The organism is Xanthomonas phaseoli pv. dieffenbachiae, from assembly GCF_008639345.1.
GTDB classification, from domain to species: domain Bacteria; phylum Pseudomonadota; class Gammaproteobacteria; order Xanthomonadales; family Xanthomonadaceae; genus Xanthomonas; species Xanthomonas phaseoli.
Genome location: NZ_CP041380.1, coordinates 4,801,121 through 4,821,389, shown reverse-complemented (window position 1 = coordinate 4,821,389; position 20,269 = coordinate 4,801,121). Strand labels below are relative to the sequence as shown.

Genomic DNA, 20,269 nt, shown 5'->3' with positions numbered 1-20,269 from the left:
CGTACTGCGCAGGCCAGCGCCATGCAGATATAAAATCTTTGTTTATATTTGCACGAAGAGACTTCCACCGCCGCCGTGCCTGCGATGCCTGTACCCTGGCGCGCCGCACCTTGCCTGGACCCGCAAACGGATGAGCACCGCACCCGCCAAGTACCGCGCACCCGCCCTGGACAAGGGGCTGGACATCCTGGAATTGCTCGCCCGCCAGGCGCAGCCGATGAGCATGGGCGCGATCTCGCAGGGCATCGGGCGCTCGCGCGGGGAAATCTTCCGCATGCTGCAGGTGCTGGAAGAGCGCGGCTACCTCACCCGCGATGGCGAAGGCGACTACGTGCTGACCAACCGCTTGTTCATGCTCGGGATGCAGCAGCCGCACGTGCAGAGCATCAGCGAGGCCGCACTGCCGGTGATGCGGCGCCTGTCCGATGCGATCTACCAGCCGTGCCACTTGGTTGCGCCGTCCGGCGACCAGATCGTGGTGATCGCGCAAATGGACGTGCCCAGCGACCTGGGCCTGGTGGTACGCCCGGGGCATCGTCGCCCGTTGACGCATTCCAGCTCCGGGCTGGTGCTGTTCGCCTTCCAGCAGCCGGAGGTGCAGGCGCGCTGGTTGGACATGCTCGAGGCCAGCGATGTGCCGTTCGAGCGCGCGCAGTTCCTGGCCGCCGCCGCGCAGGCGCGCCGCGATGGCTATGCCATGCAGCCCAGCGAGGCGGTGGTGGGCGTGGTCGACCTGACTGCCCCGATCCTGCAACGCGGCAGCGCCACCTACACGCTCACGGTGCCCTTCATCGAACGGCGCCCTGCGCTGGTGAGCCCGCAAGCGGCGTTGCAGGCCCTGTGCGCGGCAACCGCCGAGATTTCCGGCGCGCTGCACTAGCCGCACACCGAGCGAAGGCCGCGCCACCGTGGCCGGAACGGCGCCGCCGCCGTTGGCCTCTATACTCGGCGCGATCGACCACGCGGGATCGCATGTCCAGCATCACCTTCGGGATGTGGAGCACCATCCTGCTGCTCGGCAGCGCGCATGGCGTGCTCGGTGCGGGCCTGTTGCTGCTGACGTCGGTCAACCGCATCGCCAACCGCTGCCTGGCGGCGTTGCTGCTGGTGGTGGTGGCGCTGATCACGCCCTACACGCTCGGCTATGCCGGCGCCTACGACGCCTACCCGGACCTTACCTACGCACCGCTGTTCTGGGAGCTGGCCATCGGCCCGCTGGTGTGGCTCTACGTGCGCCAACTGGCACGCCAGCAGTTGCCACCGCGCTGGGCGCTGCATCTGCTGCCGGCGCTGCTGCAAGGCGCTTACTACACCTGGCTGTTCACCTGGCCGCTGCAACGCAAGTGGGCCTGGAACGCCGCTGTCCAGGTACCCTGGATCGCCCCGCTGCAAGATGCCCTGGTGCTGGCCTCGCTGGCGGTGTACCTGGCGCTGGCCTGGCGCGAGTACCTGGCCTATCAACGCTGGCTGGAGCACCACAGCAGCGCGCGCGAGGAACTGCGGCTGCCGTGGCTGCGCGGCTTTCTGCTGGCCGCTTCGTTGCTGGTGGCGTTGCGGCTGGGCTTTACCGCCAGCGACCGCCTATGGCATCGCCTGTCGTACTTCGACGAGTTCCCGCGGTATCTGGCCACCGCCGCCCTGGTCTACTACCTGGGGCTGGAAGGTTGGCGACATGCGCGCGCGCACTATCCGCAGCGCGACGCGGCGCAGATGCTGGACCCGCAAATGCCTGTGTCGGACCTGCCCGCGCCCGCCTGCCCACAGCCCGCGGCGCCGGAGAAGGACTGGCAGGCACTGGGTCAACGCGTCGCCGCCGAAGTCGGCGCGCACGGCTGGTGGCGCGAGCCGAACCTCACCCTGCCCGAGCTGGCGCGCCGCATTGGCACCAACAGCAATTACCTCTCGCGAGCGCTCAACGAGGGGCTGGGGCTGAGCTTCAGCGCCTTCGTCAACGCGCTGCGCATTGCCGAGGCACGGCGTTTGCTGGCGGGCAACGAGGACATCCTGTCCATCGCGCTGGCGGTCGGCTTCGGCTCCAAGGCCAGCTTCAACCGGGTGTTTCGGGCGCAGGTTGGCTGCACGCCCAGCGATTACCGGCGCACGCAACGTCCCATATCCTGAAAATCGCTTGGCGATTGGGCATTTGAGGCGCATGCCGCCGTGCGGTTGGGAATTGTCTCGACTCTTGCCAAGGAGTTGCCATGTCCCCGCGCATCCGCCCCCACCCATTGCCGTTGTGGCGCGTCCTGTCATGGTGCGTGCTGTGCTTGCCCATGTGCCCGGCGTGGGCCGCCCCGCCAACGCCGCCGTTGAGCAGGGACAGCCCGCTGTCGGGCCCGGCGCTGCTGGCCGATGTCGATGTGCTTCAACAGGCCTATGCGGCGTTGCATCCGGGCCTGTACCGCTACGCTACCGAGCCGCAGGTTGCGCAACGCTTCGCCGCGCTGCGCGCCGAACTGGCACACGGCGCCACGCTCGGCCAGGCCTATCTGGCCATTTCGCGCCTGACAGCCAGCGTGCGCTGCGGCCACAGCTTCCCCAATTTCGTCAATCAACCCGCGCCGATCCAGCAGGCCCTGTTCCCCGGCGAGCGGCTGCTCCCGTTTCACTTCCGCTGGCTGCAAGGCCGCATGGTCATCAGCCGCAATGGCTCGGATCAGCCCGGCCTGGTCCCCGGCACTGAAGTGCTGTCGATCGATGGCGTTGCCAGCGCGCAGATTCTGGCGGCCCTGATGAGCGTGGCACGCGCGGACGGCAGCAACGATGCCAAGCGCGTTGCCCAGATGGAGCTGCAGGGGTTTGCACGCATCGAGGCATTCGATGTGTACCTGCCGATGCTGTTCCCACAGATTTCCGCCAACCCGATGCTGCAGGTCCGCACGCCGGGAGCGAACGCGCCACGCGCGCTGCGGGTCAGCGGCATCGACGCGGCGCAGCGCAATGCAATGGCGCCCCAGCGTGCACGCGACAGCGCAGCACCGGCATGGACGCTGACGATGGACTCGACCGATCTGGCGATCCTGCGCATGCCGGACTGGGCGCTCTATGAGAGCCGCTGGGACTGGCACGCCTTCTTGGCGCGCAGCTTCGCTCGCCTTGCCGAGCGCCGCGTGCGTGCGCTGGTGATCGATCTGCGTGGCAACTAGGGCGGGCTGGATGTGGGCAGCGTGCTGCTTGGTTATCTGGCCGCAGGCGAAGTGGCCGTGCCGCCCGTGCGCAACTTGGTGCGCTATCGGCGCCTGCCCGATGCGTTGGCATCGTCTGTCACGACCTGGGATCGCTCCTTCCGCGATTGGGGCACGCGTGCGCGCGCCTACGACGCGCGTTTCTACGCACTCGATTCTCCACGCGGCGCAGCGGCGCAAGCGTACCTGCCACTGCGCACGCCGCACTTCGCCGGCCAGGTCTTCGTGTTGACCAGTGCCGAGAACAGCTCGGCCACCTTCGAGTTTGCACAACAGGTGCAGCGCAACGGCCTGGCCACGCTGGTCGGCCAGCCCACCGGCGGCAACCTGCGTGGCATCAACGGCAGTGCTTTTTTCTTCCTGCATCTGCCCAACTCGCAGATCGAAGTGGACCTGCCAGTGGTTGGGCAGTTTCCGATCAGCGCCCAACCGGATCGCGGCGTATTGCCCGATGTGCCCGTGCACATCACGGCGCAGGATCTGCAAGACGGTCGCGACGCGGAAATGGACGTGGTGCGCGCCTTGCTGCGGGGTGATGGAACACCGCCGCAGGGCGACCAGGATGCGCCCGCATAGCCACGGCTATAAAGATCAGACCGACCTTCGCGTGCAGTGCAAACGCACCGAACGCGGCAATGCGTTGGTACACTGCGCGCCCCTTGGGGAGTAGCCTGCTTTCGTGCATCGAAAGCGCCTGCATCAACATACTCGGCCAGTGCGCCGTGGTGCAGGCAACCAGTTTCGGTTTGGCGAGACCAGCGGCATGCGTGCACGACGACGGTTGGCGCGGGCGCATGCCGTTGTGACCGTGCCCAACCCGAGAGTGTCGATGTCTCCTTTTTCCATTGTGTTGATCGGTTTTGCGATGTCGACCGATGCGTTCGCCGCGGCGATCGGCAAGGGCGCGGCAATGCGCAAGCCGCAGTGGCGCGATGCACTGCGCGCCGGCCTGATCTTCGGCTGCATCGAAGCGATCACCCCGGTGATCGGCTGGCTGCTGGGCCGTGCCGCAGCCAGTTATGTGTCTGCCTACGATCACTGGATCGCCTTCGTGCTGCTGGGCGCATTGGGGACCCACATGATCGTGGCCGGCCTGCGCAACGGGCCGGAGGATGCCGAAGATGCAGCCTCCGAGACGCCAAAACGGCATGGCTTGCTGGGCTTGGCCACCACCGGCTTTGCCACCAGCATCGATGCGATGGCGGTCGGCGTCAGCCTGGCGTTTCTGGATGTGCACATCGGCGTGGTGGCGGTGGTGGTGGGCCTGTGCACCTTCAGCATGGTCACTGCCGGCGTGATGCTGGGCCGCGCGCTCGGCAATCTGATCGGCAAGCGCGCCGAAATCCTGGGTGGATTGATCCTGGTGATCGTCGGCAGCGTGATTCTTTACGAGCACCTGGGCGGTGCGGCGTAGCCGTAGGAGCGCACCTGGGCGCGGCGGGTTTTCCTGGTAAAGCCGCCATCGCGCCCGGGTGCGCTCCTACGCTGCGTGGGCGTGCGAACCGCACGCGATCGGCATCATGGAATGCGTGATCGCTGCGGCGTGCATCCCCGCATGTCGCGATGCACAGGTGCACCTGTCAGCGTGTCTTTGCATCGTGGTAGGCGCTCAGGAACGCGCGCAGCGACGCCGGCTTCACCGGCTTGGTCAGCAACCGATACCCGCGTTCGCGCGCAAGCTGCTTGAGTTCGTCGCGACCGTCGGCCGTAAGCAGGGCGCCGGCGATCGGCGCCGGCGCGGCGGCTTGCACGGCATCGAGCGTGTCCAGGCCATCCATGCGGTCGTGCAGGTGGTAATCCACCAGCATCAGGTCCGGCTGTTCGCGCGCACGTTCCAGCGCCTGGTCCACGGTGCTGGCGGTGATCACTTCCACCTGCCAGCGGCCGAGCAGCGCGCGCATGCCATCGAGAATTTCGCGGTCGTTGTCCACGCACAGCACGCGCAGGCCGGCCAGCGAATCGCCGCTGGGAGATGCACGTGCAGCCGTCACCGGCAACAGCGGTGCCACCGGAACCGGCGCCACACGCGGCAACAGGATCGAGAACATGCTGCCGCGACCGACCTGGCTGCGCGCGCTCAGGTCGTGGTCGAGCAGGCGCGAGATGCGTTGGCAAATCGACAGACCCAAGCCCAGACCCTGCTCGCCCCAATCGAAGGGCTGCTGATAGCGGCGAAATTCTTCGAAGATCTGCCGCATGTGGTGCTCGGGAATGCCCGGGCCGGTGTCCCACACCTGCAGCTCCACCTGCTGCCCGCGCCCACGCATGCCCAGCACGATGCGGCCCTGGCGCGTGTAGCGCAACGCATTGGCCAGGAAGTTCTGCATCACCCGGCGCAGCAGGCGGCGGTCGCTGCGCACCCAGATCGCGCGCACATGCACCTGTAGCCGAAGACCACGGCTGGCTGCCACCGGCGCGTATTGCGCGGCCAGCTCGTGCATCAGCGCGCTGGCGTCGAAATCCTCGACCGTGGGACGCAACCCACCGGCATCCAGGCGCGAGACGTCGAGCAGGCCGTCGAGCAATTCTTCGGCCGCACGCAGCGAGGCATCCACGCGTTCGGCCAGATGCCGTTGCTCTTCGTTGTGCTGAAGGCTCTCGCGCAAGGCCGAGGCGAACAGGCGCGCAGCGTTGAGCGGCTGCAACACGTCGTGACTGATGGCTGCCAGAAAGCGGGTCTTGGATTGTTGCGCCAGCTCGGCCTCGCGCGAGCGATCGGCCACGCGTTGCTCCAGATTTTCGTTGGCGTCCAGCAATGCGCGTTCGGCGCGCTTGTAGTCGGTGATGTCGTTGTAGCTGGTGACGTAGCCACCGCCCGGCAGCGCCTGACCGCGCATCTCGATCACCTTGCCGTCGCTGCGGGTGCGTTCGAACACATGCGGCGAGCCGGCGCGCATATGCCGGATCCGGCGATCGATCTGGTCTTCGATATCGCCCTCGCCCAGTTCGCCGCGCTCGGCGTTGTAGCGGATCAGGTCGGCCACCGGCCGGCCCACGTACAACATGCCATCGGGATAGCCGAACAACTGCTGATAACGCCGGTTCCAGGCGGTCAAGCGCATGTCCGGGTCGACCACGCTGACCGCGGCGCTGATGTTTTCCAGCGTGGTGGACAGAATCTCGCGATTGAAGCGCAGCTCCTGGCCGGCTTCGTCCAGCACCGCCACCACTTCGCCCAGTTCCATGCCCGAACCGCGCAACAGGCTGGTCAGCACCAGGCGTGCGGAGGCGGCGCCGATGGAGGCGGCCAGCAGGCGTTCGGTGAACTGCACCCAGGCGCGGTCGGCCACCACCGTCGGCTGCAGTTCGCGTTCCAGCAATTGCGCCTGCTCCACGAACGCGCGCCGCGCATGCCGCTCGCCCACCACGCGTTCGGCCAGCGCCTGCAGGTCGCCAACCCGCACATGCCCCGGCCACTCGCCGGCCACCGCCGGGCGCTGCGCGTACGGATCCAGGAACGGCGCGGCACGCAGGCGTTCGTCCACGCCCGGACGCCAGCGCGCAGAGACCAGCATCATCGCGCCCACGTTGATCAGCAGCGACCAGAACGTGCCATGCGCCAGCGGGTCCCAGCCGCGCATGCCGAACAGCTGCTGCGGCTGCAGCCAGGCGATACCGAACGGCCCGTCCACCAGCCAGTCCGCCTGCAGCCAGCCGGCGCGCGTGGCCGCCGGCAGCAGCAGCGTGTAGATCCAGGTCATGAAGCCGAGCGCCATGCCGGTCTCCACGCCCTTGCGGCTGGCGCCACGCCAATACAGCCCGCCGATCACACCGGGCGCAAATTGCGCTACCGCGGCAAATGCCATCAATCCGTACGCGGCCAGCGTGGTGTCGTTGGCCACGCTGCGGTGATATCCGTAGGCAATGAGCGCCAGCAGCAGGATCGCAACACGTCGGATCCACAACACGCGCGAGGCCACCGCCGCGCGCGCATCGGCGCTGCCACGGCGACGCAGCAGCACCGGCATCACCAGGTCGTTGCTGACCATGGTGGCCAACGCGATGCTGGCCACGATCACCATGCCGGTGGCCGCGGAAAACCCGCCCACATACGCCACCAGCGCCAGCACCGTGTTGCCCTGGCTCAGCGGCAGGGCCAGCACCACCGCATCGTCGACCACCGCACTGCCCTTGCCGAACAACGCGATGCCCGCCGAGGCGATCGGCACCACCATCGCCGAGATGATCACCAGATAGGCGCCGAAGAACCAACGCGCACGGCGGATATCGCCGACATCGCTGCATTCGACCACCGCCACATGGAACTGGCGCGGCAGGCAGATCACCGCCAGAAAACTCAGCAATGTCTGCGAAATGAAGCCCACCGACGGCGTGTGCTCGAACAGCGTGCGCGCCGAATCGGCGATATGCAGTTGGTGCTCGCTCAACCACAGCCATGCGAACAGCCCCACCGCCACGATGGCAACCAGTTTGATCACCGACTCCAGCGCGATCGCCAGCATCATGCCGCGGTGGTGTTCGGTGGCGTCGACCTGGCGGGTGCCGAACAAGGTGGCGAACAAGGCCATCAGCAATGCCACATACAACGCCGGGTCGGCGAAGATGCCGCGCCCGGCGCTGCTATGCCCGGTCAACACTTCCAGGCTCATCGCCACCGCTTTGTATTGCAGCGCCAAGTACGGAACGATGCCGATCAGCGCGATCACCGCCACCAACGCGGCCAGCCGGCGCGAGCGGCCGTAGCGCGAGGAGATGAAATCGGCGATGGAAACGGTATTTTCGGCGCGCGCGATCAGTGCCAGCCGCTCGATGATGCGCCAGCCGAACAGCAGCAACAGCAGCGGGCCCAGGTAGATCGGCAGGTAGCCGATGCCATTGCGCACCGCCGAGCCGACCGCGCCGTAGAAGGTCCACGACGAGCAATACACCGCCAGCGCCAGGCTGTAGACCGCCGGCCGCAGCCACGGCCGCTCCGGATACAGCGGACGGCGATCGCCCCACCACGCCACCCCGAACAGCAGGGCTGCGTAACCCAGGGACACCAGCAACAGGATCCAGCTCGAGACCAACATGTCCTCCGACGTGGCGCAGCGCCAGCGGTGGAGTTTACGCAGTCGCGCACGTTGGCGTTGCAGGCGCAGCATCCGGGCCGGGCGACGTCGGCCGTGGGTTGCATCGGCATGCGCCACGAACCCTGCCGGGCTAAGCAAGGCCTTGGGGAATCCGCGGCCGGCACCTTGCCAGGCATTGGCATCGAAGACGCGCGCACATGCCCGCGCGAACTGCGGGCATATCCGTGGTTGGTGTGCGACCACCGCTGCGGCGCCCGTGGCCTGTTCCACCATGCCAGCACCGTCGAATCGCACCGCTGCCAGCGCCGCGATCGGCGAACACATGCAAGCGACAGACACGACCTGCGGACTCCAGGCTTGATGTTAGCGCCAACACACCATACTGTCTGTCCACCTTGAATCGGACGATGCTCCAAGCGTTTCGTTGCGCGATGGCGTTTTGCATTGCAGCAATGCCTCTTCCCCGCATCGCTATCGCCTGCGCCACCGCGCGATGCGATTGACTATTGCAGTGCAACGACGGCAGCCACCGCGATGCGCATTCATCACCACGCGATGGAATGCGTCCCGGCGTGCAGGCGCCGCGCATACCGATGCGTGCATCGGCCGCGCCCGTCGCCTGGCAGTGCAGTCGATCCGTGTGTCGCACCCATCCAGAAACCAGCACCGCAGGTGTGGAGAGCCCATGTCCGTTCAAGCCAGAAGCCAGACCTCGTCCATTGCGCCGTCGGGCGTGCGATCCCTGCTGATCATCGTTGCCGGCCTTTTCGCCGCCGACGGTGCCTGGGCGTGTACCACGCCGGTGTCGGTGTGCGAACGCGACAGCGCCGGTGCGTTTGCGCTGATCCGCTCGGAGCTGCCGGCCACGGTCGTGGTCGATGCCTCGGCCGATTCCGCCGTGCGATCGGTGGCCGACAATTTCGCGGCCGACCTGCAACGGGTTGCCGGCCACAGCAGTGGCGTGAGCACCGATCTGGCAGGCGTCCGCGGAGCGGCCGTGATCGTGGGCACGCTCGGCCACAGCCCGATCATCGACGCGCTCATCGCCGCCGGCAAAATCGACAGGCGCGCCCTGCTGCAGCGCTGGGAGGCGTACACGCAGATTGTCGTCGATCGCCCCACGCCGCAGATCGGTCGGGCGCTTGTCATCGTCGGCGCCGATCGCCGTGGCGCGGTCTTCGGTACCTACGATGTCTCGGAGAAGATTGGCGTGTCGCCGTGGTACTGGTTTGCCGACGTCGCAACGGCGCATCGCTCCAACCTGTTCATCACCCGCGGCAGCGTGTCCGATGCGCCGAAGGTGCGCTACCGCGGCTTCTTCATCAACGACGAAGACCCTGCCTTGAAGGGCTGGGCGATGAAGAAATTCGGCGGCGTCAACGCGAAGATGTACGCGCATGTCTTCGAGCTGGGCATGCGCATGAAGGCCAACTATCTGTGGCCGGCGATGTGGGGCAAGGCATTCAATGTCGATGATCCCAACAACATGGTGCTGGCCGATCAGATGGGCATCGTCATGGGCACCTCCCATCATGAGCCGATGATGCGTGCGCAGAAGGAGTGGCATCTCAAGAGCATCCCCAACAGCGGCGGTGCCTGGGACTACACCCGCAATGCCGCCAACCTGCGTGCGTTCTGGAAGGGCGGCATCGCGCGGATGATGTCCAAGGGCGGCGGCCAGCGCTACGACAGCCTGGTGACGGTCGGCATGCGCGGCGATGGCGACGAACCGATGGCCGAGAACACGGCCAGCCATCTACTGGAAAAGGTCGTGGCGGACCAGCGCGCCATCATTGCCGATGTGACGAAAGCGCCGGCTGCGCAGACGCCGCAGGTGTGGGCGCTCTACAAGGAAGTGCAGGACTACTACGACCACGGAATGCAGGTCCCCGACGATGTCACGCTGCTGTTTTCCGACGACAACTGGGGCCAGATCCGCCGTCTTCCGGTCACCGACCTGCAGCGCGCCGGCGGGTATGGCGTGTACTACCACTTCGATTATGTGGGGGTGCCGCGCAACTACAAATGGATCAATACCAATCAGGTCGAAAAGATCTGGCAGCAGATGGATCTGGCCTATCAGCGCGGCGCACGGCAACTGTGGGTGGTCAACGTCGGCGATATCAAGCCGATGGAATATCCACTGAGTTTTTTCCTGAAGATGGCTTGGAATCCGGAAGCGATGACGCCCGGCGCGCTTGCGGCGTACCCGCAGCAATGGGCGCAGGAATCGTTCGACGCCGCGCATGCCGCACGCATCGGAGAGCTGATCACCCGCTACAGCATGCTGGTTGAGCGGCGAAAGCCGGAATTGGTCGATCAGGACAGCTTCGCCCTGGGCGAAGGTGCGCCAGCCGAGCTGGATGGCGGTGAGTTCGGCGCCATCGTGGCGCAATGGCAGGCGCTCGAGCAGCGCATGCTCGGCGTCAAGGCAAGCTTGCCTGCCGACCAGCAAGACGCCTATTACCAGCTGATCGAATACCCGATCGCGGCAGTGTCCAATCTCTACCAGCTCTATTACGCGGCCGCATGGAACAAGCGCCTGGCCGCACGCAACGATGCACGTGCCAATTACTTCGCCGACATGGTCGAAACCACCTTCGAGCGCGACAAAGCCCTGACACAGCGCTACCACACGATCAACGGCGGCAAATGGGACGGCATGATGAACCAGGTCCACATGAGCTATGTGATCTGGAACGACCCGACCCAGCAGTCCATGCCCTCGATCAGCCGCGTTGGCGGCGACACGCCGCCCGACCGGATCGCGCGCTCCATCGCGTTCGCCCCGCCGGCCCCGCAAACGCCAGGGGTGCTATCGCTCGAAGCGCCCAGGTATTCGCGGGTCATCGCCAACAAGGGGCTGCAATGGACCGCGATCCCCGCGCTGGGACGTACCCAAGGCGCCCTGGTCGCGCTGCCGCAGGGGCAGCCTGCCACCACGGCCGAAGACCGTGTCGCAGTGGAGTACGACGTGGTCGTCACCACGCCGGGCCCTGCGACGCTCGGCTTGTATCTTGCGCCCACACTGGACACGTCCAACCGCGGGCCGCTCCGCCTCGGCGTCTCCATCGACGACGGTCCGGTGACCACCGTCAATTGGGAACTGCACCCCACCGGCGGGGCACAGAACACGCCCGCCGAAAAAGCCTGGGCAACCGCGGTGCGGGACAATGCGGTGTTCGTATCGGCGCAGATGGGCACGCTGGCGAAGGGTCGGCACACGATCAAGGTCTTCCGGATCGACGACAACATCGTCCTTGAGAAGCTCGTGCTGAGCACCGTGCCGGTGCCTGTGTCCTATCTGGGGCCTGCGCCGGCACGCTGACGCGCGCCACCTGGAGCGCGTCGCGAGCGCGCTCTGGCGCTTTCAGCCGGCCATCGCCGCCGCCAACGCTGAGGCGGCGATGGCCCGCGGACTCATTCGGGCAGCCGTACCTCGACCCGATACACCTGCCCGCGCGCAATGTTGCCGATGCGCTGTTCCGGACAGAGCTCGCCATCGACCCGCACCTCCATCGCGGTGCGGCCCGGCTCGCGCGTCAGCGTGACATCGAAGTCCGCACCACGGAACTGGCGCCTGGCACGCGCGTGCGGCCAGTGCGACGGCAGCTGCGGACGGATCGCCAGCGTATCGCCCTGTCCGACCAACCCGAACAAGCCTTCCAGCACGCAGCGATACACCCACGCCACCGTGCCGGTGTTGAACAGCTGGCTCGAGCGCCCGGCTGTGCGCGGGTATTGATGCCACGCGCCACGGTAGTAGTTGGGCAACGACACCGGCAGGTGGCCGCGTTGCAGTACATCCTCGCGGGTTGGCCCCGGCAGCAAGGCGCGCAGGATCTCCCAGGCGCGGTCAGCCTCGCCAATCTGGTACAGGCTGTACAAATAGAATGCCGCCGCGTGGTTGTACACCGCGCCGTTTTCCGCCGCGCCCGGCCACTTCTGCGTCAGCCGCCCCACGTCATCGCGCATGTGCGTATATGCCGGCGCCAGCATCACCGGGCCATACGGCGTGTGCAGCTGCTCGCGCACCGCCTCCAGCAGCGCCGCACGTTGCTGCGCATCGGCAGTGCCGGCCAGCAGCGCGAAACTCTGCGGATTGAGATAGATGCGCCCCTCCACATCGTCGGCGATGCCGAAGCGCAGCCCGTCGTCGGTGATGCCGCGCGCGTACCAGTTGCCGTCCCATAGTTCACGGTTGGCATCGGCATTGACCGCGCCCACCGCCTCGCCAAACCTGTCGGCCTGCGCGCTGCGTCCGTGCGCAGCGCAGATGTCCGACCACAGCCGCAGCGCGTACGCGGTGGCCACGGTCAGCCAGCCGGACACCCCCTTGCCGCGCCAGCCGACCATGTTCATCGGGTCGTTCCAGTCACCCTGGGCGATGAAGCTCAACCCGCGTGCATCGCGCGCGTCCAGCAGCCACTGCATGGCCGCGTCCAGGCGCTCGGCCACGCTCAGGCGCTGCCCGTCATGGGTTTGCACGATCGCCTCCAGGATGCTGGTATCGCCGGTCTCGGACAGATACGCGCTCAGGAAGATCGGCAACCACACGCAGTGGTCGGTATGCGGCACCTGGTTGATGTATTTGAGCTCGGCGCCTTCCACCAACAGGATGCCGTCCGGCATTGCGCCGCTGGGCTCCTGCTGCGACAGGGCATGCAACAGCGCCGCGCGTGCGGTGGCAGGCTGCAGGTAGGCCATGCCCATGTGGTCCTGCAGATAATTGCGCGTCTGCGGATCGGTGGTCAGGCGATTGACGTCGCCGTGATAGAACACCTGGCGCGGCAACCAGTGGTTGACCATGTTGTCCAGCGCCGCGTCGGGTGTGGCGATCTGCACGCAGCCACGGCCAGCCTGCAGATAGTCCGCATATTCACGCGCCGCCTGGGCGAAACCGGCTTCGGAGAGATAGCGCGCCCGCAATGCGGCAATTTCGGCATCGTCCTTGGCCGGCCCGAATGCGAAGCGATACACGCTGGCCGCATCGGCTTCCAATGTCAGCCGGTATTGCAACGCGGCGGCCGGCGTTTCGTAATGCGCATCGTGGTTGCCCAGCTGCTCGGCCTGCACCGCCGAGGGTGCGTGCAGGCCACCCTCGCCTTCGAATGCCATCTGCTGCGCGTCCCAGGCCACCGGCGTCTGCTCGTGCAGCAGGAAGGTGCAATCCTTGAAATCGCGCTGGCGGAAGTAGTCGTCCACCTTCTGATACGGCGCCACGCTACGGCAGACGATTGCGCCCAAGCCCGGCTCGTAACCGCCGGACTGATGCATCCACGACATGTAGCCGACCGGGAAATAGGCATACAGGCTCAGCCTGCGCGCGCGCCCGGACACGTTGTGCACACGACATTCCCACAGCTCCACCGCATCGTCGGTGGGGAGGGAAACGCACAATTCCACCACGATGTCGTCATGGCGCACCCGCCAGCGCACATCGTGCTTGCCGGCAGAGAACTCGAACGCTTGCGGCTGCGCGCGCACCGGCTCGTGCGGCACCGAATACAACGCGCCGGTGTCTTCGTCCTTGAGATAAAAGAACCGACCGGGGTGATGCGCGTAGTACGGCTGCTCCGGCATCATGAAATTGCGCGCTTCCAGCATCGGCGCATGCGCGTATTTCGATGGTTCCGGCTGCATGAACTGGCCGGTGGCATAACCGCGGCAGGTCAGCTGCACCATCATGCGGCGGTTCCACAGGAAGCCGCCGGCATTGGGCATTGCGGTGGGGCTGTAGAGCGTATAGCGCGCACCATCGGCGCTGGGCGCCATCAAGCTGGACAGCGCATCGGACGTGGCGTGGGGCGTTGCAGACACGGTCAGGGGTGCTCCGGTTCGTCGCGCTTGCGCGCGGCCAGTTCGTGCTGGATGCGGTTCAACAGCCCGTCGTCCAGCGGATAAAAACGCATGGTCCAGGCCGCCAGCAGCGCAACCACACCCGGAATCACTGTCAGCAGCAGCACGATGCCGGTCAACGACCCGGTGGACTGCGCGGTGTTGGCGACATAGCCCATTGCAGCCAGCACCCAGGCAATGCCGGCCGAGGCCAACGCCCCACCGAGCTTTTGCGAAAACGTCGCAGCGGCGAACGTCATCGCCGTGGCCCGGCGGCCGGTGCGCCATTCGGTGTAGTCGGCGCTATCGGCATACATCGAAAACGCCAACGGCGATTTCGGCCCAAGCGCCAGGCCGATCAGCATGTTCAAGACGAACACCGCCCACACCGCATCGGCCGGTACGAAAAACATCGCACAACTCAGCAGGCCGACTAGCACCATCAGCCAGAACATCAGCTGGCGCTTGTCCCAGCGCCGCGTCAGCAGCGGCGTGATGGCCGCACCCACGCCCAGGGCCACCGAGTAGCTGCCCAGAAACAGGCCGACCAGATCCGGACGTTGTACGTAGTACTTGAGGTAGTACACGCCCGCACCGCCGCGCATGGTGATCGTGATCATGATGATCAACGACAGCACGAAGAGTACGCACCACGGTTTGTTCTGCAGCAGGTCGGCGATGTCGCGACGAATCGGTGTGCGTTGTTGCGGCGGCGGTTGCACGCGTTCTCGCGTGGTCAGCGCCACGGTGACGAACAACGCCAGCGCCACCGCGCCGTACAGCATCATCGTGCGCTGCCATCCCAGCGCATCGTTGCCTGCGCCGAACCAGCGCACTAGGTCCATCGTGAAGTAGTTGACCAAGGTGGTCCCTGCGAACGCACCGATGAAACGCAGGCTGATCAGGCCGGTGCGCTGCTGGCTGTCGGCGGTGATCACGCCGGATAATGCCGAGTACGGAATGCTCACCACCGTGTAGGCCAGCATCATCACCAGGAAGGTGATCGTGGCCCACCACATACGCCCATGTTGATCCAGATCCGGCGTGGTGTAGGCAAGCACGCCGGCAGCGGCCATCGGCAGCGCACCCCACAGCAGATACGGGCGGAACTTGCCAAGCCGGCTACGCGTGCGGTCGGCCAGTGCGCCCATCGCCGGGTCGGCGATCGCATCGGCGATCTTGGTCAACAAGATCATGGTGCCGACTGCAGCCGCCGGCAGGTGCATGGTGTCGGTGTAGAAGATCAGCAAGAACGCCGAGATGTTGGCCCAGTACAGATTCAAGCCCAGATCGCCGGCGCCATAGCCCAGCTTTTCGCGCCAGCGCAGGCGCGCCGATGCAGGAGACGTTGCGGGCGATGACGTCATCGACACACCTTCAAATGCGTTGTACCCGGCCGAGCACGCCGTTACGCTGGGTGCCCGCGCACCTGGCGAGGAGCGCCGACGCTACACCACGCGTCGGCTGTCGCCAACGTGAAATCCATTCGAATGCCGAATCGATCCAGAGATATAACCTGACGTGATGGACACCGCCACACATGCCACGCCCGCGTCCGCTTCGCCGCTTGCCATCGTGGTGATGGGCGTGTCGGGCAGCGGCAAGACCACCATTGCACAGGCGCTGGCAGCGCATTACCGCTTCCGTTTTCTGGATGCCGACGACTACCACAGCGTGGCAGCACGCGCGCAGATGGCAGCCGGTCAACCGCTCACCGACGCGATGCGCCTGCCGTGGGTCGAACTGCTATCGGCCACGCTGCGCGATTGCGTACAAGCCGGCGAATCGGTGGTGCTGGCCTTTTCCGGTTTGCGCAGCGCGCATCGCCAGCTGCTGCGCAACAGCGGCGTGCCGATGCGCTTCGTGTTCCTGCATGCGGCCCCGCACGTGATCGCCGCACGCCTGAGCGCCCGCGCAGGCCACTTCATGCCAGCCGCGTTGCTCGACAGCCAGCTGCAGACGTTGGAGCTGCCGTTGGACGAAGCGGACGTGGTGTCGGTGGACGTGGATGCCAGCGTGCCTGCGGTTGTGCAGGATGCGATCGCCCAATTGGCGGCGATCGATGCCGCCGCAGTGCAACATGCATGGCGCGCATCGGAGCGGGTGTAAGCGCACGCAGACGATTTGCGTGAGGCACGCGGTGGGTGTCGTCTAGGCCGTCATGCGTCATGCGTCATGCATCGCGAGGCTGTTGCTTCCGTGCCGGGATGGATGCCCCATCACGATCGCGCGACGCGCAGCCTGAGCGCAGTCACAGCGGCAATGCCCGCACGGCGCAGCGCGAACACCTGCTGTCGCGCTCGCCTGCGCATCCAGCGCGCATCCGCATGGCCGTATGCCGCCGCAAAGTGCCCGCATCGGCAACGCGCCATTCCCTTCTCCCGCCGGGAGAAGGTGCCCCGAAGGGGCGGATGAGGGTACGACCACACCCGCATCGCTCATCTCGCCGCCTCCACACGCCGCACGACTCGCAGCGCGCAGCGCAATCGGCCACAGCGCCGAGCCCCTCAGCCCCATTGGCTACATACCGCAGGACGCGGCAATCGACCGCCGATATCGCGCACCGGGTGTTCCTGGCGCACTTTTCCATCGCGCCCATCCGTGGCAAAGCACCCACACAAGGTTGCGCAATATCTCCTGGTTACTTCTTGCAAACCGCCGTCATCGGCGCATCTCGGTTCAAGACCGCATCAATCAAGTTTTCTATCGCAACACGGGAAATAGTGATGAATCATCACGATTAGTGCGAATAACGAACCGATTGAACGCAAATTTTTCAAGCTGGTCGCACCAGATGCAAACGGACCCGACCGTTGTCTGAATGCAGCGCCGCGCAGGTGTTGCACGGTCACGTCAATCGTCCATCGTTCGTCGGCAGATCCGGGGGGATCCAACGCTTCCTTCCATCTAGGACATGCCGTGATGATCAATCCCAAACGCCGTTTGCGGTTTCGCAGTTTGACGCTCGTTCCTTGCCTGCTCGCCAGTGCCGTGGCTTTCGCGCAGTCTGGCGCCACCACCGCGCAGCAGCCGGTATCGGCCCTGGATACCGAGGCATTCGCACGCTCCGGCCAGGTCTGGCGCAGCTTCGGTCAAGACCTTCCCTTTGCCAGCCCCAGCAACTGGACCGTGGCCGGTGGCGGCTACTTGAACTCGCGTTTCGCACCGGGCGAATGGAAGATCAATCGCACCACTGCCAAGACGCTCAAGCCGGCGTGGACGCTGACCACCACCGGCGACATCTCGGCCACGCCCAGCATCGAAGGCGGCACCCTGTACGTGCCCGACTGGGGCGGCACGCTGTATAGCGTGGACACGCAAACCGGCAAGCCGAACTGGCAGGCCAAGCTGTCGGACTATACGAACAAGAGCAATTCGCTCTCGCGTACCACGCCTGCCATCACCCCCAAGAGCATCATCCTGGGCGACATGGCCGGCGGCACCGTGCTGGCCTTGGACAAAAAAACCGGCAAGTTATTGTGGAAGAGCGAGGTAGAGACCAATCCACAGGCACAGATCACCTCGTCCCGGTGGTGTACGGCAACCGCGTGTACCTGGGGGTGTCCTCCAGGGATTATGAAAGTCTCGATCCCACCCATCGGTTCTCATTCCGCGGCAGCGTGGTGGCGCTGGACGTGAACACCGGCAAGAAGATTTGGCAGTTCTACAACGCGCCCGAAGGCTACACGGGTGCATCGACATGGGGCCAGGTCGCGGTGGACCCGATCGCGCGCCGCATCTATTTCGGCACCGGCAACAACTACAACATTCCCGCCAGCGTCGGTAACTGCGTGTCCAATGCGCGCTCCTATCGCGGCGGTGATTTGACCGTCGAGGATGAACTCAACTGCATGGCACCGGACAACTACGTCGATTCGGTGATTTCGCTCAATCTGGACACCGGCAAGCTGGTCTGGGCCAACCGCAACCAGGGCTACGATGCCTGGAATCTGTCGTGCATCCTTGCCCCGACCAATGGCCTGTGCCCGAACACCCAGGCAACCAACCTGACCGGCCCCGATTACGACTTTGGCGGTGCGGGCGTGCAACTGTTTGCGGTGCCGCGCAACGGCAAGCTGCAACAACTGGTCGGCGCCGGACAGAAGAGTGGCATCTATTGGGCCTTCGACGCCAAGACCGGTGCCAAGGTATGGTCCACCCAAGTTGGTCCGGGCGGCACCACCGGTGGTATCGAGTGGGGCGCCGCGTTTGATCCCTACAAGTCGCGCATCTATGTCGGCATCAACAACAACCTCAACACCACCTACACGCTGGGCCCAGACAACACCGTCAGCCACAACGCCGGTTCGTGGGCGGCACTGGATGCGGGTACCGGCAAGATCCTGTGGCAAGTGAAGGCACCGGGGATCAACCCCGTCAATCCGACGGTGCCGGCCGGCGCGCAGGGTCCGATCTCGGTCTCACCTAACCTGCTGTTCGCCGGATCGATGGCAGGCAATATGGTTGCCCTGGACAGCGATACCGGTGCCACCTTGTGGAACTACAAGGCCAGTGGCTCGGTGATGAGCGCGCCGGCAATCGTGAACGGTGCGCTGTACTGGGGCTCCGGCTATGCGCGAAACAACTTCGGTGTCGCGGCAACAGCCAACCAGCTGACCAAGTTCGTGCCGGATAACGCAGCAGCCAAGTAAGCAGGATCTGCAGGGCGGCCATAACCGGCTCCTGTCAGCACGACACCGCCGCCTTCGGGCGGCGGTGTCTTCGTGGGCGCTGCCGGTTGCTCAGGTGCAACTGCAGGCGCGCCACGAAGTCGGCGGCAACGCGGCAACGCATCATCTACAGCGATCAACAGACGTCCTCGCGCTGAACGCAGAACGTGGCGACCCACCGACAGCGAGCCGCCATCTGGCCGGCGCCAATGGCGCGCCTGCCGGTGCGCGTAGCCTTTTCTGCTCCAGGCTCGCAACTACAGTCGCGTGACCTGGCATAAGCGAATCTGCCCCGCTTCCAGGCCGTGCGCCTCGGCCGCACGCCGGCGCAGTGCGCGCACCAGCGCGGCTGCGTCCAGTTCGCCATCGGCTGGTACGTCCACGCTATGTGCCAGTTGCCCCCACAGCACCGGCCGACCGTCGCAGTAGCCCTCGTAATCGGCGAAGTAATGCAGCTGGCGCCGCTCAGGTCCCGACGTGGACATCGCCTTGAATCTCCGTGCAGCCCAGATATTCCAGCGCGATCTCCAGCCCCAGCAGATAGCTCTGCGCACAATACCCACGCACCGTGGCGATGCACTGCCCCAGACCGTGCGGCAGGCAGCGTTCCGGACGGTCCACGCTGTCGTCGTGCGTTTCGACATAGGGGTAAGGCAGTTCGCTCAGCACGCGATGCAACCGCGCACTATCCACGCAACTGCCCGGATCGATCAGCGCGATCTCCATCCGCGCCTGGCCGGCCACACGCAGCGCATCCAGCAGTTCCTGTTCCGAGCCACAGGCACGCAATGCCACCGTCTTGCCCGCGTCCCCGGCACACGCCACCAATTGGCGAATGACGGCGCGCGGCAACGGCTGCGGCCCACGCACCAGCGGCATCGCCGCCTCCGGCCCACGCATGATCATGATCGACATCGCGCCTCCTCAGGCAGCAACGCGCAGCGGCGCGTGCATCGGCGGCAGGCACCGCGCGGCAATGCCGAGCGACATCGCATATGCACGCGGCGCATCGTGCGGGGCAATCACCACCGCCAACGGCGCATGCTGCGCATGCAGCCACGGCTCCAACTCCTGCGCCGAATCGGAATGCAGCTCGATATACGGCGTGGGCAACGCGTCCACGGCAGCGCGCAAGGCGCGCGCGCAACTGCGCTCGGACAACGGCAGATCGCCCGAATCCAGCAATACCAGCTCCACCTCGGCATTGCCACCGGCCGCATGCAGCTCGGCAATCAAGCTATCCACATCGGCACACGCCAGCGTGCGCAACGCACGCCCGGCACACGCAGGCAATGGCATCGGCATCAACGGCGCCGGATCGGCCTGAGGACCGCGCAAAATCAGGATACACATCGTGTTCGACTCAACGCACCACAGTGCGGGAGTGCCAAGGTAGGCCTGACGGGCATAAAGGCGCTATTCGCGCGCCAGCGCGCGAGCATAAAGAGTGCGTAATGGCGCGTTTTCCATCAGTCGAAACAATCCAACGCGCCATCGATGCCGGTGCGCAGCGCAGCGCAGGTAAAGCAGATGCAAGCGGCGT

The 20,269-nt window shown here is 65.7% G+C and carries 11 protein-coding genes, 2 pseudogenes and 1 riboswitch; of the genes and pseudogenes, 7 read left to right on the top strand and 6 right to left on the bottom strand.

Annotated features, from left to right (window positions below):
- Positions 1-130 precede the first annotated feature (130 nt).
- From FLG15_RS21395 to FLG15_RS21380, 4 genes and pseudogenes are all read left to right on the top strand, one after another.
- Positions 131-880, top strand: coding sequence for an IclR family transcriptional regulator (locus FLG15_RS21395; RefSeq protein WP_057678013.1), 750 nt, complete (start codon positions 131-133; stop codon positions 878-880).
- A 113-nt stretch (positions 881-993) separates the two neighbouring features.
- On the top strand, positions 994-2,121 hold the full coding sequence (locus tag FLG15_RS21390) for a helix-turn-helix domain-containing protein (protein ID WP_209228242.1): 1,128 nt from the start codon (positions 994-996) through the stop codon (positions 2,119-2,121).
- 152 nt (positions 2,122-2,273) lie between these two features.
- A pseudogene (locus FLG15_RS21385) lies at positions 2,274-3,761 on the top strand (S41 family peptidase).
- A 79-nt stretch (positions 3,762-3,840) separates the two neighbouring features.
- Positions 3,841-4,002, top strand: a riboswitch (yybP-ykoY riboswitch).
- 12 nt (positions 4,003-4,014) lie between these two features.
- Positions 4,015-4,599, top strand: a complete 585-nt coding sequence (locus FLG15_RS21380; RefSeq protein WP_150147359.1) for a manganese efflux pump MntP — start codon at positions 4,015-4,017, stop codon at positions 4,597-4,599.
- Between the two features lie 166 nt (positions 4,600-4,765).
- On the opposite strand, the gene FLG15_RS21375 is transcribed toward FLG15_RS21380, so the two are convergent.
- Entirely contained in the window at positions 4,766-8,218 is a 3,453-nt protein-coding gene (locus FLG15_RS21375; RefSeq protein WP_228507658.1) for a hybrid sensor histidine kinase/response regulator, read from the bottom strand.
- Between the two features lie 685 nt (positions 8,219-8,903).
- Here FLG15_RS21375 and FLG15_RS21365 point away from each other — a divergent pair.
- On the top strand, positions 8,904-11,546 hold the full coding sequence (locus tag FLG15_RS21365) for a glycosyl hydrolase 115 family protein (RefSeq protein WP_150147356.1): 2,643 nt from the start codon (positions 8,904-8,906) through the stop codon (positions 11,544-11,546).
- A 92-nt stretch (positions 11,547-11,638) separates the two neighbouring features.
- Here FLG15_RS21365 and FLG15_RS21360 read toward each other — a convergent pair whose 3' ends face one another.
- Positions 11,639-14,038 (bottom strand): GH36-type glycosyl hydrolase domain-containing protein, encoded by a 2,400-nt coding sequence (locus FLG15_RS21360; protein WP_057678009.1) that lies wholly within the window; start codon positions 14,036-14,038, stop codon positions 11,639-11,641.
- 2 nt (positions 14,039-14,040) lie between these two features.
- The gene (locus FLG15_RS21355; protein WP_057678008.1) at positions 14,041-15,423 is read right to left on the bottom strand and encodes an MFS transporter; all 1,383 of its coding nucleotides are present in this window, start codon (positions 15,421-15,423) and stop codon (positions 14,041-14,043) included.
- 157 nt (positions 15,424-15,580) lie between these two features.
- Between FLG15_RS21355 and FLG15_RS21350 the strand changes: the two genes are divergently transcribed.
- Both FLG15_RS21350 and FLG15_RS21340 read left to right on the top strand, forming a co-directional pair.
- A complete protein-coding gene (locus FLG15_RS21350; protein ID WP_057678007.1) occupies positions 15,581-16,165 on the top strand; it encodes a gluconokinase in 585 nt (194 codons plus the stop codon).
- An 813-nt stretch (positions 16,166-16,978) separates the two neighbouring features.
- Positions 16,979-18,708, top strand: a pseudogene (locus FLG15_RS21340) (outer membrane protein assembly factor BamB family protein).
- Positions 18,709-18,983: 275 nt separating this feature from the next.
- On the opposite strand, the gene FLG15_RS21335 reads toward FLG15_RS21340, so the two are convergent.
- From FLG15_RS21335 to FLG15_RS21325, 3 genes are read right to left on the bottom strand one after another with little or no spacing between them, the layout of a single operon-like run.
- Positions 18,984-19,211 carry a hypothetical protein gene (locus FLG15_RS21335; RefSeq protein WP_005914565.1) on the bottom strand — a complete coding sequence of 76 codons (228 nt, stop codon included), beginning with the start codon at positions 19,209-19,211 and terminating at the stop codon, positions 18,984-18,986.
- Positions 19,192-19,641 carry a type II 3-dehydroquinate dehydratase gene (locus tag FLG15_RS21330; RefSeq protein WP_057678005.1) on the bottom strand — a complete coding sequence of 150 codons (450 nt, stop codon included), beginning with the start codon at positions 19,639-19,641 and terminating at the stop codon, positions 19,192-19,194. The genes FLG15_RS21335 and FLG15_RS21330 overlap by 20 nt, the downstream gene beginning before the upstream one ends.
- A 9-nt stretch (positions 19,642-19,650) precedes the next feature.
- Complete coding sequence (locus FLG15_RS21325) at positions 19,651-20,079, bottom strand: hypothetical protein (RefSeq protein WP_057678004.1); 429 nt, start codon at positions 20,077-20,079, stop codon at positions 19,651-19,653.
- Between the last annotated feature and the right edge of the window lie 190 nt (positions 20,080-20,269).

What these genes read in the sequence shown, in the direction of transcription:
- FLG15_RS21395 (WP_057678013.1), top strand. Translation starts at nt 131, where the DNA reads ATGAGCACCGCACCCGCCAAGTACCGCGCACCCGCCCTGGACAAGGGG.
- FLG15_RS21390 (WP_209228242.1), top strand. Translation starts at nt 994, where the DNA reads ATGTGGAGCACCATCCTGCTGCTCGGCAGCGCGCATGGCGTGCTCGGT.
- FLG15_RS21380 (WP_150147359.1), top strand. Translation starts at nt 4,015, where the DNA reads ATGTCTCCTTTTTCCATTGTGTTGATCGGTTTTGCGATGTCGACCGAT.
- FLG15_RS21375 (WP_228507658.1), bottom strand. Translation starts at nt 8,218, where the DNA reads ATGTTGGTCTCGAGCTGGATCCTGTTGCTGGTGTCCCTGGGTTACGCA.
- FLG15_RS21365 (WP_150147356.1), top strand. Translation starts at nt 8,904, where the DNA reads ATGTCCGTTCAAGCCAGAAGCCAGACCTCGTCCATTGCGCCGTCGGGC.
- FLG15_RS21355 (WP_057678008.1), bottom strand. Translation starts at nt 15,423, where the DNA reads ATGACGTCATCGCCCGCAACGTCTCCTGCATCGGCGCGCCTGCGCTGG.
- FLG15_RS21350 (WP_057678007.1), top strand. Translation starts at nt 15,581, where the DNA reads ATGGACACCGCCACACATGCCACGCCCGCGTCCGCTTCGCCGCTTGCC.
- FLG15_RS21335 (WP_005914565.1), bottom strand. Translation starts at nt 19,211, where the DNA reads ATGTCCACGTCGGGACCTGAGCGGCGCCAGCTGCATTACTTCGCCGAT.
- FLG15_RS21330 (WP_057678005.1), bottom strand. Translation starts at nt 19,641, where the DNA reads ATGTCGATCATGATCATGCGTGGGCCGGAGGCGGCGATGCCGCTGGTG.
- FLG15_RS21325 (WP_057678004.1), bottom strand. Translation starts at nt 20,079, where the DNA reads ATGTGTATCCTGATTTTGCGCGGTCCTCAGGCCGATCCGGCGCCGTTG.